This window comes from Pseudomonas gingeri (assembly GCF_013386115.1).
In the GTDB taxonomy this organism is placed as follows: Bacteria; Pseudomonadota; Gammaproteobacteria; order Pseudomonadales; family Pseudomonadaceae; genus Aquipseudomonas; species Aquipseudomonas gingeri.
This window is the reverse complement of sequence record NZ_JACAOR010000013.1, coordinates 272907-286716: the sequence shown is the minus strand read 5'-3', so window position 1 is coordinate 286716 and position 13810 is coordinate 272907. Positions and strand designations below refer to the sequence as shown.

The 13810-nt window shown below is 63.3% G+C and carries 15 protein-coding genes; 8 read left to right on the top strand and 7 right to left on the bottom strand.

The annotated features are described in order from the left end of the window. Positions 1-52: 52 nt before the first annotated feature. The gene (locus HX881_RS25435; protein WP_017125532.1) at positions 53-1486 is read right to left on the bottom strand and encodes an aminotransferase-like domain-containing protein; all 1434 of its coding nucleotides are present in this window, start codon (positions 1484-1486) and stop codon (positions 53-55) included. A 181-nt stretch (positions 1487-1667) separates the two neighbouring features. On the opposite strand from HX881_RS25435, the gene HX881_RS25430 reads away from it, so the two are divergent. Next, complete coding sequence (locus HX881_RS25430; protein ID WP_017125531.1) at positions 1668-1910, top strand: DUF1127 domain-containing protein; 243 nt, start codon at positions 1668-1670, stop codon at positions 1908-1910. On the opposite strand, the gene HX881_RS25425 is transcribed toward HX881_RS25430, so the two are convergent. Beyond that, the gene (locus HX881_RS25425) at positions 1907-3199 is read right to left on the bottom strand and encodes an NAD(P)/FAD-dependent oxidoreductase (protein WP_177087232.1); all 1293 of its coding nucleotides are present in this window, start codon (positions 3197-3199) and stop codon (positions 1907-1909) included. The genes HX881_RS25430 and HX881_RS25425 overlap by 4 nt on opposite strands. Before the next feature lie 149 nt (positions 3200-3348). Between HX881_RS25425 and HX881_RS25420 the strand changes: the two genes are divergently transcribed. Next, positions 3349-3702 (top strand): YkgJ family cysteine cluster protein, encoded by a 354-nt coding sequence (locus HX881_RS25420; RefSeq protein WP_177087231.1) that lies wholly within the window; start codon positions 3349-3351, stop codon positions 3700-3702. Positions 3703-3723: 21 nt separating this feature from the next. Here HX881_RS25420 and HX881_RS25415 read toward each other — a convergent pair whose 3' ends face one another. After that, on the bottom strand, positions 3724-4212 hold the full coding sequence (locus HX881_RS25415; RefSeq protein WP_017125528.1) for an Lrp/AsnC ligand binding domain-containing protein: 489 nt from the start codon (positions 4210-4212) through the stop codon (positions 3724-3726). 157 nt (positions 4213-4369) lie between these two features. Between HX881_RS25415 and dadA the strand changes: the two genes are divergently transcribed. The 6 genes from dadA (at position 4370) to HX881_RS25385 (ending at position 10501) form a co-directional block, all read left to right on the top strand. Next, a complete protein-coding gene (gene dadA, locus HX881_RS25410; protein ID WP_103032867.1) occupies positions 4370-5671 on the top strand; it encodes a D-amino acid dehydrogenase in 1302 nt (433 codons plus the stop codon). After that, entirely contained in the window at positions 5643-5996 is a 354-nt protein-coding gene (locus tag HX881_RS25405; RefSeq protein WP_017125526.1) for a RidA family protein, read from the top strand. The genes dadA and HX881_RS25405 overlap by 29 nt, the downstream gene beginning before the upstream one ends. 90 nt (positions 5997-6086) lie before the next feature. After that, positions 6087-7160 carry an alanine racemase gene (gene alr / locus HX881_RS25400; RefSeq protein ID WP_177087229.1) on the top strand — a complete coding sequence of 358 codons (1074 nt, stop codon included), beginning with the start codon at positions 6087-6089 and terminating at the stop codon, positions 7158-7160. A gap of 129 nt (positions 7161-7289) precedes the next feature. Further along, a complete protein-coding gene (locus HX881_RS25395; protein ID WP_042935159.1) occupies positions 7290-7838 on the top strand; it encodes a cupin domain-containing protein in 549 nt (182 codons plus the stop codon). 187 nt (positions 7839-8025) lie between these two features. Then, positions 8026-8442 carry a c-type cytochrome gene (locus tag HX881_RS25390; RefSeq protein ID WP_305729616.1) on the top strand — a complete coding sequence of 139 codons (417 nt, stop codon included), beginning with the start codon at positions 8026-8028 and terminating at the stop codon, positions 8440-8442. Between the two features lie 136 nt (positions 8443-8578). Then, a complete protein-coding gene (locus HX881_RS25385) occupies positions 8579-10501 on the top strand; it encodes an acetyl-CoA hydrolase/transferase C-terminal domain-containing protein (protein ID WP_177087227.1) in 1923 nt (640 codons plus the stop codon). A 30-nt stretch (positions 10502-10531) separates the two neighbouring features. Here HX881_RS25385 and HX881_RS32860 read toward each other — a convergent pair whose 3' ends face one another. The 4 genes from HX881_RS32860 to HX881_RS25365 form a co-directional block, all read right to left on the bottom strand. Next, positions 10532-11554 (bottom strand): fimbrial protein, encoded by a 1023-nt coding sequence (locus HX881_RS32860; RefSeq protein ID WP_246356580.1) that lies wholly within the window; start codon positions 11552-11554, stop codon positions 10532-10534. A 71-nt stretch (positions 11555-11625) separates the two neighbouring features. Continuing rightward, positions 11626-12147: a fimbrial protein gene (locus HX881_RS25375; RefSeq protein WP_177087225.1), complete on the bottom strand. Its 522-nt coding sequence runs from the start codon at positions 12145-12147 to the stop codon at positions 11626-11628. A gap of 59 nt (positions 12148-12206) precedes the next feature. Beyond that, complete coding sequence (locus tag HX881_RS25370; protein ID WP_177087223.1) at positions 12207-12734, bottom strand: fimbrial protein; 528 nt, start codon at positions 12732-12734, stop codon at positions 12207-12209. Positions 12735-12810: 76 nt separating this feature from the next. Continuing rightward, a complete protein-coding gene (locus HX881_RS25365; protein WP_177087221.1) occupies positions 12811-13755 on the bottom strand; it encodes a fimbrial protein in 945 nt (314 codons plus the stop codon). Positions 13756-13810: the final 55 nt, after the last annotated feature.

The following is a 13810-nucleotide window of genomic DNA, read 5'->3' as shown; positions in this document are numbered from 1 at the left end:
GCCCTGAGTCATGGCAGGTATTGGCATATGGACGCTGTCCGGCGGATAAAGGTCAATCGCTGCCGCACGGGTTTTCGGCCAGCAGCCGGGTCGCCGCCACGCCGACCTTGCGCACGGCTTCCTCGACCTGTGCCGTCGGCTTGGCAGCGTAGTTCATCCGCAGGCAATTGCGGTATTTGCCCGAGGCCGAAAAGATGCTGCCCACGGCGACCTGGACGCCCTGGTCCACCAGTTCGCGATTGAGCCGCTGGGTGTCGAAGCCATCCGGCAGCTCGACCCACAGCATGAAGCTGCCCTGGGGCCGGCTGGCCCGGGTCCCGGCGGGAAAGTAGCGGCTGACCCAGTCGAGCATCAAGTCGCGATTGCGCTGGTATTGCGTACGCATCCGCCGCAAATGCGGTTCGAAATGACCGTTGCGCAGGAAGTCGGCGATGGCCAGCTGCGGCTGCGGGGCAGTGGCGCCGGTGCTGATGTACTTCATGTGCAGCACGCGTTCCAGGTAGCGCCCGGGCGCCACCCAGCCGATGCGCAGGCCCGGGGCCAGGGTCTTGGAAAACGAACTGCAGAGCAGGACCCGGCCATCGTCGTCGAAGGACTTGATGGTGCGTGGACGCGGGTAGGTGTAGGACAGCTCGCCATACACATCGTCCTCGATGATTGCCACGTCGAAACGTTGTGCCAGCTGCAACAGCGCGCGTTTGCGCGACTCCGGCATGATATAGCCCAGCGGATTGTTGCAGTTGGGGGTCAACTGTATGGCCTTGATCGGCCACTGTTCGAGCGCCAGTTCGAGGGCGTCGAGGCTGATCCCGGTGATCGGGTCGGTGGGGATTTCCAGGGCCTTCATGCCCAGGCCCTTGAGGGTCTGCATGGCGCCATGGAAGCTCGGCGAGTCCACCGCGATGATGTCGCCATGGTCGCAGGTGGCGCGGATGCTGGCGGATAGTGCTTCATGGCAACCGGTGGTGACCACCAGGTCGTGGGGGCCGAGCTGGCAGCCGGAGTCGAGCATCAGCCGGGCGATCTGCTCGCGCAGGCCCAGGTTGCCGTAGATGTTGTCGTAGGCCAGCCCTGGCAGGTCCTGGCGCCGGCTGATCTGTGCCAGGCTGCGCAGCAGCGGTTTCATGGTCGGGCTGCCGACGTCCGGTATGCCCCGGCCCAACTGTACGGTGTCCTTGCGCGGTACCGCACGGATCAGTTCCAGCACCTGGTCCCACTGGGAGATCTCCACCGGCCGCTGGGCCGGGCGCCCCACCACCGGCAAGGCCGGCAATTCGCGGCTGGTCGGCACGAAATAGCCGGACTTTGGCTTGGGCAGGGCCAGGCCGTTGTCCTCCAGCATCCGGTAGGCCTGCTGCACCGTGCTCAGGCTGACCCCATGTTCCACGCTCAATGCCCGTACAGAAGGCAAACGGTCGCCTGGGCGATAGAAGCCTTGTTCTATGCGGGTTCCCAGCAGTTCGGCGAGGTTGATGTAGAGGGTCATGGCGGGTGCTCGCTCAGGAGGGAAACGGTTGACCAGTACAGATAGGTGGAAAATACAGGATTCAGTGACGATTTTGTCAATTCTGTATGGAAATAATACAGGAGGATTGAATCTGTAATGGTTTTCCCCGAATCGTCATGCTCTCTGCTCATGGCAACCGAGTAACAAAGGAGCAGCGGCAATGAACGGTTTGAGCGATGTGCGTCTGGTTTTGCGCAGTCAGGAACTGATGATCGAGCAGGAGCACGCGGGTGCGGTTTCCGTCCGCCAATGCGCGCCCGCGCTGGGTCGGATGGAGCTGCTCTGGCATCGCCTGCGTACCCGCAAGGTGCTGCTCGAACTCACGCCCGACGAGTTGCGGGATATCGGGCTGAGTCGGGAGCAGGCAAGGGCGGAAGGCCTGAAACCTTTCTGGCGGTCTTAACGCAATTCCTTGAGGCGATGCCAGAGCATGCCCAGGGCCAGCAGCGGAGAACGCAGGTACTTGCCGCCCGGGAAGGTGATATGCGGCACCCGGGCGAACAGGTCGAAGCCATCGCTCTGCTGGCCGCTGATGGCTTCGGCCAGCAGCTTGCCGGCCAGGTGGGTGGCGTTGAGCCCGTGTCCGGCATAGGCCTGGGCGTAATACACGTTGGGCTGCTCCTTCAGGCGACCGATCTGTGGCAGCCGGTTGGCGCCGATACCGATCATCCCGCCCCAGTGGTAATCGATCCTGGCCCCGGCCAGTTGCGGGAACACCTCAAGCATTTTCGGTCGCATATAGGCGGCGATATCTTGCGGATCACGCCCGGAGTAATGGCAGGCACCCCCGAACAGCAGGCGACGGTCGGCCGATAGCCGATAGTAATCCAGCGCGACCCGTTGATCGCAGACCGCCATGTTCTGCGGCAGCAACGAGCGGGCCTGGGCTTCGCTCAGGGGCTCGGTGGCGATGATATAGCTGCCGGCGGGCAACACCTTGCCGCCGAGTTCGCTGTTGAGCCCGTTGAGATAGGCGTTGCAGCCGAGGACCAGGGTCTTGGCGCGAACCGAACCCTGGGCGCAGTGCACCCGCACTTCGGGGCCGTAATCGATACGGGTCACCGCCGACTGCTCGAACAGCCGCACCCCCAGTTGCGTGGCGGCGGCCGCTTCGCCCAACGCCAGGTTCAATGGGTGCAGATGACCGGAGCCCATGTCCACCAGGCCGCCGACATAACGCTCGGAGCCGACCACGCTGTGCATTTCATGGGCTTGCAGCAGGCGGGTTGCATGGCGATAGCCCAGTTGCCGGAGTTCCTCGGCGTCCTCGGCGAAACCTTCGAGGTCGCGGGGCTTGTTGGCCAGGTCGCAGTAGCCCCAGGTCAGGTCGCAGTCGATCTGGAAGTGCTCGATGCGCCGGCGGACGATGTCCACGGCCTCCAGCCCCATCAGCTTCAACTGCCGTACGCCGTCCTGGCCGAGGATGTCGGTGAACTGCTCAAGCCCATGGCCGACGCCGCGGATCAGTTGCCCGCCGTTGCGTCCGCTGGCACCCCAGCCGATCTTGCGCGCCTCCAGCAGGACCACGCTCAGGCCGCGCTCGGCCAGTTCGATGGCGGTATTGAGCCCGGAGAAACCGCCACCGACCACACAGACATCGGCCTGCACCTCACCTTGCAGGAGCGGATATTCCGGCTGCGGGTGGCTGCTGGCGGCGTAGTAGGAGGCGGTGTGCCGGGCAGGGGCGTTCATGTGCATGATCCTGATTTTTGTGTTTGGAAAATTTTACGGAGGATAAGCCGGACCCTTACGGGCGGGCAACCGCGGGGCGGCTACCGCTGTCTGCTGTCGGGCTTTTCAGGCAGAATTCTTACCCATCCCTGTCTCCGGTAATCGCCTCGATGAGCTGCAACAGCCAGAAAATCCGCTTTCTCCGGCAGCAGATCCCGTCTTTCGAGTGCGTGCCGGGTTGTCACGACTGCTGTGGGCCGGTGACCACCTCATCGGAGGAAATGGCCCGTCTGCCGCGCAAGACCGCGGCCGAACAGGAAGCGGCGCTGAACGAACTGAACTGTGTGCACCTGGGGCCGAACGGTTGCACGGTGTACGACGAGCGACCGTTGATCTGCCGCCTGTTCGGCACCACGCCGAGCCTGCCGTGCCCCAATGGCCGGCGTCCGGTTGAAATGATTCATCCACGTGCCGAGAAGCAGGTACACGAGTACATCGCCAGCACCCGCCAGGTCCTGGTCTGAGCCCATGGATCGTTCGGCGGATCAGTCCGGAATCGGCAGGTTCAGGCTCTCCTTCACCTCTTCCATCACGATATAGCTCTTGGACTCCCTCACATGAGGCAGCTTGAGCAGGATATCGCCCAGCAGCTTGCGATAGGACGCCATCTCGGAAATCCGTGCCTTGACCAGGTAGTCGAAGTCACCCGAGACCAGGTGGCACTCCAGCACATGCGGCAGCTTCAACACGGCGCGGCGGAATTCCTCGAAGGTGTCGCCGGACTTGTAGTCGAGGCTGATCTCGACGAACACCAGCAGGCTGCCCTTGAGGTGCTGCGGGTTGAGCCGGGCGTTGTAGCCCATGATGATCCCCTCGCGTTCCAGCCGCCGGACCCGCTCGGTGCAGGGCGTGGTGGACAAACCGACCTTTTCCCCCAGCTCGGTGAACGAGATGCGCCCGTCGGCCTGGAGGATCCGCAGGATGTTGCGGTCGATCTTGTCCAGCTCGCGTTTGGTCTGGTGGTTGGTTCGCATAGGGGATGCGCCTCCGTGAAAAGCCATATTGCCGAGAATTCTCGCCAAATATAGGCGGTTATATAGTGAAAAGCACTGGCTATTGTTTTTTACACTGCGCGCATCTTCGCTCTGAACAACAAACATCGGCAGCTGGCCGCGATTGAGGGACATACACATGCGAGTTCTGGTATTGGGCAGTGGCGTCATCGGTGTCGCCAGCGCTTATTATCTGGCCCGGGCCGGCTTTGAAGTGGTGGTGGTCGACCGTCAGCCTGCCGCCGCCATGGAAACCAGCTTCGCCAACGCCGGCCAGGTCTCGCCGGGTTATGCCTCGCCGTGGGCCGCGCCTGGCGTGCCGCTCAAGGCCATCAAGTGGCTGCTGCAACGCCATGCGCCGCTGGCGATCAAGGCCACCGCCGATGTCGACCAGTACCTGTGGATGGCGCAGATGCTGCGCAACTGCACCGCCAGCCGCTACGCGGTGAACAAGGAACGCATGGTCCGCCTGTCCGAGTACAGCCGTGACTGCCTCGACGAATTGCGCGCCGAAACCGGCATTGCCTACGAGGGCCGCAGCCTGGGCACCACCCAGCTGTTCCGCACCCAGGCGCAACTGGACGGCGCGGCGAAGGACATCGCGGTGCTGAAAGAGTCCGGCGTGCCCTACGAACTGCTCGACCGCGCCGGCATTGCCCGCGTAGAACCGGCCCTGGCCAGCGTCACCGATATCCTCGCCGGTGCCCTGCGCCTGCCGAACGACCAGACCGGCGACTGCCAGATCTTCACCACCCGCCTGGCCGAAATGGCTGCCAAGCTGGGCGTGGAATTCCGCTTCGAACAGGATATCCAGCGTCTCGACTACGCCGGCGACCGGATCAACGGGGTGTGGATCGACGGCAAGCTGGAAACCGCCGACCGCTACGTCCTGGCCCTGGGCAGTTATTCGCCGCAGTTGCTCAAGCCGCTGGGGATCAAGGCACCGGTCTACCCGCTCAAGGGTTACTCGCTGACCGTGCCGATCACCAATTCGGCAATGGCTCCGACCTCGACCATTCTCGACGAAACCTACAAGGTCGCGATCACCCGTTTCGACAACCGTATCCGCGTTGGCGGCATGGCGGAAATCGCCGGTTTTGACCTGTCGCTGAACCCACGTCGGCGCGAAACACTGGAGATGATCGTCAACGACCTCTATCCTCAGGGCGGCGACCTCCAGGCGGCCAGTTTCTGGACCGGCCTGCGTCCGACCACCCCCGACGGCACCCCGATCGTGGGCGCCACGCCGTTCCGCAATCTGTTCCTGAATACAGGCCACGGTACGCTCGGCTGGACCATGGCCTGTGGTTCCGGTCGCCTGCTGGCCGACCTGATGGCGAAGAAAACGCCGCAGATCAGCGCAGAAGGCCTCGATATTTCCCGTTATGGCAATCACCAGGAGACTGCAAGACATGTCAATCCAGCGCCAGCTCACCAATGAGCGCATGAGCCAGATCGTCGTTCACAACGGGACCGTGTATCTGGCCGGGCAAGTCGGCGACGACATGAGCGCCGGGATTGAGACGCAGACCCGTGAAGCCCTGGGCAATATCGAGCGTTTGCTGGACCTGGCGGGCACCGACAAGACCAAGCTGCTGTCGGTGACCATCTACCTGAAAGACGTCGATGCCGATTTCGCCGGGATGAACTCGGTCTGGGACAAGTGGCTGCCCAAGGGCGTGGCCCCGGCCCGCGCCACGGTGCAGGCCAAGCTCTGCGAACCGGAAATCCTGGTCGAGCTGTCCGTCGTGGCCGCCCTGCCTTAACGCAAGATCCCTCTCCCGGCACGGCGTGTGGCAACACCGCTTGTCGTGCCGGTTTTTTATTCCCAACCGACCGTCCAGAAGTCTGCCGCCATGCGTCCTGCCCGTGCCCTGATCGACCTCCAGGCCTTGCGCCACAACTACCAGCTGGCCCGTGAAATATCGGGGGCCAAGGCTCTCGCCGTGATCAAGGCCGATGCCTATGGCCATGGTGCGGTGCGGTGCGCCCAGGCCCTGGAAGCCGAGGCCGACGGTTTTGCCGTGGCCTGCATCGAGGAAGCGCTGGAGTTGCGCGCCGCGGGCATCCGCGCGCCGATCCTGCTGCTGGAAGGCTTTTTCGAAGCCGACGAGCTGGCGTTGATCGTCGAGCACGATTTCTGGTGCGTGGTGCATTCGCTGTGGCAACTGGAGGCCATCGAGCGGACGGCGGTCGGTGCGCCGATCACCGTCTGGCTGAAGCTGGACTCGGGCATGCACCGTGTCGGCCTGCACCCGGCGGACTACCAGGCGGCCTACCAGCGCCTGCTGGCCAGTGGCAAGGTGGCGAAGATCGTGCTGATGAGCCACTTCGCCCGCGCCGATGAACTGGGCTGCCAGCGCAGCGACGAGCAGGTCGCCGTATTCGAGGCGGCGCGCCAGGGCCTGTCGGCAGAAGTCAGCCTGCGCAATTCCCCGGCGGTGCTGGGCTGGCCGAGCATTCCCAGCGACTGGGTACGTCCGGGGATCCTGTTGTTCGGCTCCACGCCGTTCGGCGAGGAACATCCGGTGGCGGCGCGCTTGCAGCCGGTCATGACCCTGGAGTCGAAAATCATCAGCGTGCGCGAACTGCCGGCTGGCGAGCCGGTGGGCTACGGGGCGCGGTTCATCACGCCCAAGCCGATGCGGGTCGGTGTGGTCGCGATGGGCTACGCCGACGGTTATCCACGGCATGCGCCGACCGGCACGCCGGTGCTGGTGGCCGGGCAGCGCAGCCAGCTGCTGGGACGGGTATCGATGGACATGCTGTGTGTCGATCTGACGGACGTGCCCCAGGCCGGGCTCGGTTCGACCGTGGAATTGTGGGGCCGGAACATCCTCGCCAGCGAGGTGGCCGCCTGCGCCGAGACCATCCCGTACCAGATCTTCTGCAACCTGCGTCGGGTCCCGAGGCTCTACACCGGGAGCTAGCGCCTGGCGCAGCGCCTCACGGAAAGTTCTGCCGAAGTGGATTCGGGCCAAAGTGTTGTAAATACTGAACGCTATGCCATGATATCGCTCAATTACAACAATTGCCTGAATCCCTGGGAGGCTGCCGCATTGGACGTCGGTGAACGACTGCAATCCATCCGCAAACTGAAAGGTCTGTCTCAACGTGAACTCGCCAAGCGTGCGGGCGTCACCAATAGCACCATTTCAATGATCGAGAAAAACAGCGTCAGTCCCTCGATCAGCTCACTGAGAAAGGTGCTTGGCGGCATTCCCATGTCGATGGTCGAGTTTTTTTCCGAAGAGATTCTCCAGGAAAAACCGACGCAGATCGTCTACAAAGCCAACGAACTGATCGATATCTCCGATGGCGCCGTGACCATGAAGCTGGTCGGGCGGGCCCATCCGAGTCGCGCCATCGCGTTTCTCAACGAAATCTATCCGCCAGGCGCCGATACCGGCGAGGAAATGCTGACTCACGAAGGTGAGGAAACCGGCATTCTGGTCGAAGGGCGGCTGGAACTGGTGGTCGGCCTGGAAACCTTCGTGCTCGAAGCGGGCGACAGCTACTATTTCGAAAGTACCAAGCCGCACCGCTTTCGTAATCCGTTCGATACACCGGCGCGACTAATCAGCGCAGCGACACCCGCGAATTTCTGAGAACCAGAGGCGCCAGGTCACGGATTTCAAGGCGCCCGGCCGTACGGATACGCGACTGGGGTAATACCCCTGTAACTCAAGGGGTTGTTTCGCAGTGGCGGTCTTACCGCTATACTCACGCCCGCCTGCGAAACCGTGGTTCGGGGTGTGATTAGCCACCATTGAGGGTGTACGCGTGAATCCAATTATGAAAATGCTGGCCGTACCAGCAACCGTGTTGGCCCTATGGGCTGTCAGCGCTCAAGCTGCGACGAACGACGATATTGCCAAACGCCTGGAGCCGGTCGGCCAGGTCTGTGTACAGGGCCAGGAATGCAAGGGGATGGAAGTTGCAGCCTCGGCCGGTGGCGGTGGCGGGGCGAAGACGCCCGACGAGGTGATTGCCAAGCACTGTAATGCCTGCCATGGCAGCGGTCTGCTGGGCGCGCCGAAAATCGGCGACGCGGCCGACTGGGGCAAGCGTGCCAAGGAACAGGGCGGCCTGGATGGGCTGCTGGCCAAGGCCATCACCGGGATCAACGCGATGCCGCCAAAAGGCACCTGCGCCGATTGCTCCGATGACGAGCTCAAAGGCGCCATCGGCAAGATGTCCGGCCTGAAATAACGCGGGTCCCGCGCTGAAAAAGCCGCTTTCGAGCGGCTTTTTCATGTCTGGCGTTTACATCTTGTGGCTGTCATTTGCAGCAAAGAGCGGGCAAGCTCGGTCCAACCTCAATTCAGGGAAAGGTGGGGAGGATCGAATGGTGCAGGACTGTTCTATCGAGCAAGCGGTCGACGAGGTGCTGGCGCGGTTGCCGGTGCATATCCACATGGGCATGCCCCTGGGGTTGGGCAAACCCAATCGTTTCGTCAATGCCCTGTACCGGCGTGTCAGCCGGTTGCCGGAGCGCCGGCTGACGATCTACACGGCCCTGAGCCTGGGCCGTCCAGCCCTTGGCGATGGTTTGCAACGGCGCTTTCTCGAGCCCTTCGTGGCGCGGGTGTTCGGTGATTACCCGGAACTGGATTTCCTCGCCGACCTGCATCGTGACGCGTTGCCGTCGAACATCCATGTCGAGCAGTTCTTCATGCAGCCCGGTAGCCTGCTCAACAGCGCGGCGGCGCAGCAGGACTACGTCAGCAGCAACTACAGCCACGCGGCCCGGGATATCAATGCCAGCGGCCTGAACCTGGTGGCCCAGCTGGTCGCCGCCGATCCGCGGCAGCCGGACCGGCTGAGCCTGAGCTGCAACCCGGACATCACTCTTGATCTGTTGCCGATGATCGCCAGGCGCCGTGCCGCCGGTGAAACCATCCTCCTGCTGGGCCAGGTCCATGGCGACCTGCCCTACATGCCGGGCGACTCTGAAATCGACCGTGACGCCTTCGACCTGCTGATCGACGAGCAGGAGCAAAGCACCCTGTTTTCCACGCCGAACATGCCCGTGGACACCCAGGATCACTTTATCGGCCTGCATGCCAGTACCCTGGTGCGCGATGGCGGGACCCTGCAGATCGGCATCGGCTCCATGGGCGATGCGCTGACGGCGGCGCTGCTGGCGCGCCACGCGGATAACGAAGGCTATCGGGCGCTGCTGGCCGATATCGACGTGCTGCCATGGAAGTCGCTGATCGACCGGCAGGGCGGTACCGAGCCGTTTGCCCGGGGGCTCTACGGCTGCAGCGAGATGTTCGTCAACGGCCTGCTGGTACTGGCCGATGCGGGGATCGTGCGGCGCAAGGTCTATGCCGATATCGCCCAGCAGCGCCAGGCCAATGCCGGGCTGCTCGACGAGACGACGGCGGTCGGCGGCATCGCCGTGCACGGTGGCTTCTTTCTCGGGCCGCAGAGCTTTTACCAGCGCTTGCGGGAGTTGCCGAAGGAGCGGCTCGCCGAGTTCAACATGACCTCCATCAGCTATATCAACGAGCTGTATGGCCAGGAGGAACTCAAGCGCCTGCAACGGCTGGATGCGCGCTTTATCAACAGCGCCTTCACCATGACACTGCTCGGGGCCGGCGTTGCCGACCAGCTGGAAGACGGACGGGTGCTCAGCGGAGTGGGCGGGCAGTACAACTTCGTGGCCCAGGGACATGCCCTGGAAGATGCGCGCTCGGTGCTGATCCTGCGCAGCTGGCGTGAATCCGCGGGCGAGGTCAGTTCCAATATCGTCTGGGAATACGGCCATTGCACCATTCCCCGGCACCTGCGCGACATCGTCGTGACCGAGTACGGGATTGCCGACCTGCGCGGCAAGAACGATGCGACGGTGATCGAGGCATTGCTCAATATCAGCGACTCGCGGTTCCAGGCCGGCCTGATCGAGCAGGCGCAGAAGGTCGGCAAGCTGCCGAAGGACTTCCGCCTCGATCCGCGTTTTGCCGATAACCGTCCGGAGCGCCTGCAGGCGATCCGGGCACGGCACCCGCAGCTGTTTCCGGAGTATCCGCTGGGCAGCAATTTCAGCGCCGAGGAGCGTGACCTGCTGCGGGCGCTGAACTGGCTCAAGAGCAAGTTCAAGCTGAGCGAAGTCTTCGAGCTGGGCAAGGCGACGCTGGACGCACCCGAGCCGTCGGTATTCCCCGAGCACCTGCAACGCATGGGCCTGACCCAACCGCAAGGACTGCGCGAGGAACTCTACCAGCGCCTGCTGCTGGCGGGACTGCAGGCCACAACCGACTAGACGGCATGCTGTCGCGGCCTGTCATCTGCCTCAGTTGTAACTGATGTTGACGGTCACGGTGCTGACCAGCGTGCCTCTGGTGACCGTGCCGGTGGTCTTGTGATACGCCGCGCCCAACGGCAGCACTGCCCGATCGCTCGATACCGTCACGGTCCGTGAGCCGTTGTGGCTCAGGGTCGATTCGACGCCGCCGATCCGCGAGTACAGCCACAGGCCGACACCGGCGGCGTCGCCGGTGTTCCTGAACAGCGCGGCATTGCCGGTTGCCGGTGTACCGGTGAATCTGAAGGTCACGTTGGAGGCATTGCGGCAGTTGGCGCTGATCTCGAAGGTTTTCTTGGCCAGCCAGGTGCCGGTGAAGTTCGAGAGCCGGATGGTGTCCAGCGTCACCGTGCGATTGACGTCGCCCGTCGCCAGGTCGCAGGTGGGAACCGGAGCGACGATGGTGCCCCTGCCCAGCAGGATATTGTATTCCCGCGGGTTGAAATGCGAGGGCACCGGTTCCCACCACGTCCTGGCAATCACGCGGGGCACGATGCTGCCGGAGGAGATGGGACCGGTCTTGATCAGCCGGTAGTTTATTTCATAGGCGTAGGTCTTGTTGCTCGCCGACAGATTGGTCTGGCTGTACGTTCGCTGGGTGTTGTTGCTCAGGATACCGGTGACGATGTTGTGCGCTCCCACCTGGGTGTCACCGTTGGTCCTGAAGACAATGCCGATGCCCGGCATCCCCGTGGGGTAGACGCTATAGGATCGAGATCCGTCGTTATAGGTCGATACCGCGCCGGCAGCCCCCTGGGCACTGAATTTCACATCGGTGCGGCTATCGCAGTACCAACTGACGCGCTTGGTGCCGTGGGTCACGCTCGGAAAGTCCCGCCAGCCGGTGAGCGGGCTGCCGACCGATGCATTGAGATCTGTCACCGTGACCGTGCCGATATCACCGGAATAGCCGCCCGGATGATAGACAGAAGACGTGCACGCGGCGAACGCCTGCCCGGACATGAACCCGAGCAGCGCCACCGCGGATATTACCTTGTAGGGTTTGTTCATTTGCCTCCCCCGGTTATTGATACCGATGGTTCCCGGGCCCGGCGCACGCGGCCTGCGTGAACCTGTTTGCCTCAGTTGTAGGTGATTTCCACAGTCGCCAGGCTCTCCAGCGTGCCTTCGCTTACCGTCCCGGATTTCCAGTAGGCCGCCCCCAGCGGCAGCACGGCCAGGCCGGCATTCGGCGTCAGGGTGCGGACATTCTCGCGACCGTCGGCGCGAATGGTCTGTTGCACGCCCCCCAGGCGCGAGTACAGCCACAACCCCAGGCCCTTGGCGTCGCCGGTGTTGGCGAACCGGGCACCGTCCGAGGGTGCCGGGGTGCCATGGAAGGTGAAGGTGACGCTGTTGATATCCGACTCGCAGCGGGCACTCAGCTCGAAGGGCTTGTGACCCGCCGAGTCCGTATTGGCGAAGTCACCGACCTTGACCGATGGCAGGCGTATGGGCTGCTCGATGTCATCGGCAACCAGGCTGCAGGTGCCACCCTCGACAGTGCCTTTGATCTGCAGGTTTCCCGGATTCAGGACCTCGGTGGCCGAGGCTTGGGCGATGGCCGTAACCGTCAGCACCAGGGGTATCAGGTACGTTTTCATGGGGTGTTGTCCGTTCTGGCGGGCCGGCTGGGGGCTGCTTCCACATAGGATTCGGGGCGTCAGTTGTAGGTAATGGTCACGGAGGCCATAGTCAGCAACGAACCCTTGGAAACGGTGCCGATCCTGATGTAGTGCGCGCCCATCGGCAGTACCGCGCGGCCAGCGGTGGCCGCAATGGTTCGCGAGCGAGCGGTGGCGTTGCCGTTGGCCGGGAAGTTGTAGACGGACCCGCCGATGCGCGACTGGATCACGGTGGCAATGCCGGCGGCGTTGCCGTCGTTGGCGAAGCGTGTGGGCGCGGTGGGAGCCGGCTTTCCGTCAAAGGTGAAGGTGACATTCCTGATATCCGAGTCGCAGTTGGCGGTCAGGTTGAACTCATGCAATCCGGCCCACTCGGAGCTATCGAAGTCACTGACTTTGACATTGGGCAGATTGATCGTGCGGCTGACGTCACTGGTGGCCAGGTGGCAGGTCCCGCCCTGGATAGTCCCGCGGATGGTCAGGCTGCCGGTCTGGACCGCCTGGGCGGTGGCGCTGATCGTTGTCGCGGCGATGCACAAGGAGAGTGCGAAAAGAGGTGCTTTCATTGTCGGGGTCCTCATGGGTTGGGAAGTCGATCGGTTCGTGGCGGCTGGTGAAAGACGCCGCCGACCACGGGCTTGCTCAGTTGTAGGAAATGTTGACGGTGACGGTGCTGACCAGCGTGCCCTTGGTCAGGGCGCCGGTGGTCTTGTGATACTCCGCGCCCATTCGCAGCACGGCCCGGTTGGCGGATACCGCCACGGTCCGGGTGCTGTTGTGGCTGACCGTCTGGTTCGGGGTATGCAGCCATAACGCAACGCCGCCGGCCGTGCCGCCTGTGTTGGCGAAGAGCGCGGGGTTGGTGGGCGCCGGAGTGCCGGTGAACCTGAAGGTGACGTTCGAGGCGTTGCTGCAGGTGGCGGTCAGGTCGAAGTGCTTGACGCCGGTGGAGATGCCGGTGAAGTTGGCGATCTGCACGGGGTCGAGCGTGATGGTGCGATTGACATCGCTGGTGGCCAGGTCGCAGGTGGCGGTGGGCGCGACGAAGCTGACCGCGTTGTTCAGGAGAACCGTGTGGATGGTGCGTCCATCCCAGCTGTTGACCATGAGGTTGCCGCTGGGGACCGTGCCGTTCGATACGTTCCCGATCTTGTAGAACTGCGCCTCCATGGTCAACATCGTGTGTTCGTAGGCTGTGTAGCCCAGTGCAATCGAACTGCTGTGGAGAGGCATGGGATACAAGACTCCTCCCCTGAGCGTTGCATGGGCCCGCATGCCGATCCCTGGAACATTGGTTCGATAGACATTCGTCAGCCCGGGAAGCGCCACCCAGTCGGCGGTGGTGTACCGCCCGACCGTTTGCTGCATGATCGGCGGGCTGCAAGTGCTGATGCCGCTGGGGTAGGGACCACCGAAGGGAGCCCTGGCGATCACGGCCCCCACGGGCAGAGTTGACGGCACGCTGATGGTCGCTGGAAACGTCACGCCGTTGCGGGGGTTGCTCGGGTAATAGTTGCACGCGGCCTGGGCTGCCACGGGCAGCAGGAGGACCAGCAACGCACACGCTGCCTGGAGGGGACGTTTCATGTGTGGTCTCGCCTGAAGCAAGGTCTGGAGTCTGTCGACCGAAGCGTTTGCGGGG

Excerpts from the sequence above, each read along its gene's own strand:
- HX881_RS25390 (WP_305729616.1), top strand. The coding sequence starts at position 8,026 with ATGAAAATGCTGGCCGTACCAGCAACCGTGTTGGCCCTATGGGCTGTC.
- HX881_RS25420 (WP_177087231.1), top strand. The coding sequence starts at position 3,349 with ATGAGCTGCAACAGCCAGAAAATCCGCTTTCTCCGGCAGCAGATCCCG.
- HX881_RS25365 (WP_177087221.1), bottom strand. The coding sequence starts at position 13,755 with ATGAAACGTCCCCTCCAGGCAGCGTGTGCGTTGCTGGTCCTCCTGCTG.
- HX881_RS25430 (WP_017125531.1), top strand. The coding sequence starts at position 1,668 with ATGAACGGTTTGAGCGATGTGCGTCTGGTTTTGCGCAGTCAGGAACTG.
- dadA (WP_103032867.1), top strand. The coding sequence starts at position 4,370 with ATGCGAGTTCTGGTATTGGGCAGTGGCGTCATCGGTGTCGCCAGCGCT.
- HX881_RS25405 (WP_017125526.1), top strand. The coding sequence starts at position 5,643 with ATGTCAATCCAGCGCCAGCTCACCAATGAGCGCATGAGCCAGATCGTC.
- HX881_RS25435 (WP_017125532.1), bottom strand. The coding sequence starts at position 1,486 with ATGACCCTCTACATCAACCTCGCCGAACTGCTGGGAACCCGCATAGAA.
- HX881_RS25370 (WP_177087223.1), bottom strand. The coding sequence starts at position 12,734 with ATGAAAGCACCTCTTTTCGCACTCTCCTTGTGCATCGCCGCGACAACG.
- HX881_RS25425 (WP_177087232.1), bottom strand. The coding sequence starts at position 3,199 with ATGAACGCCCCTGCCCGGCACACCGCCTCCTACTACGCCGCCAGCAGC.
- alr (WP_177087229.1), top strand. The coding sequence starts at position 6,087 with ATGCGTCCTGCCCGTGCCCTGATCGACCTCCAGGCCTTGCGCCACAAC.
- HX881_RS25385 (WP_177087227.1), top strand. The coding sequence starts at position 8,579 with ATGGTGCAGGACTGTTCTATCGAGCAAGCGGTCGACGAGGTGCTGGCG.
- HX881_RS25375 (WP_177087225.1), bottom strand. The coding sequence starts at position 12,147 with ATGAAAACGTACCTGATACCCCTGGTGCTGACGGTTACGGCCATCGCC.
- HX881_RS25415 (WP_017125528.1), bottom strand. The coding sequence starts at position 4,212 with ATGCGAACCAACCACCAGACCAAACGCGAGCTGGACAAGATCGACCGC.
- HX881_RS32860 (WP_246356580.1), bottom strand. The coding sequence starts at position 11,554 with ATGAACAAACCCTACAAGGTAATATCCGCGGTGGCGCTGCTCGGGTTC.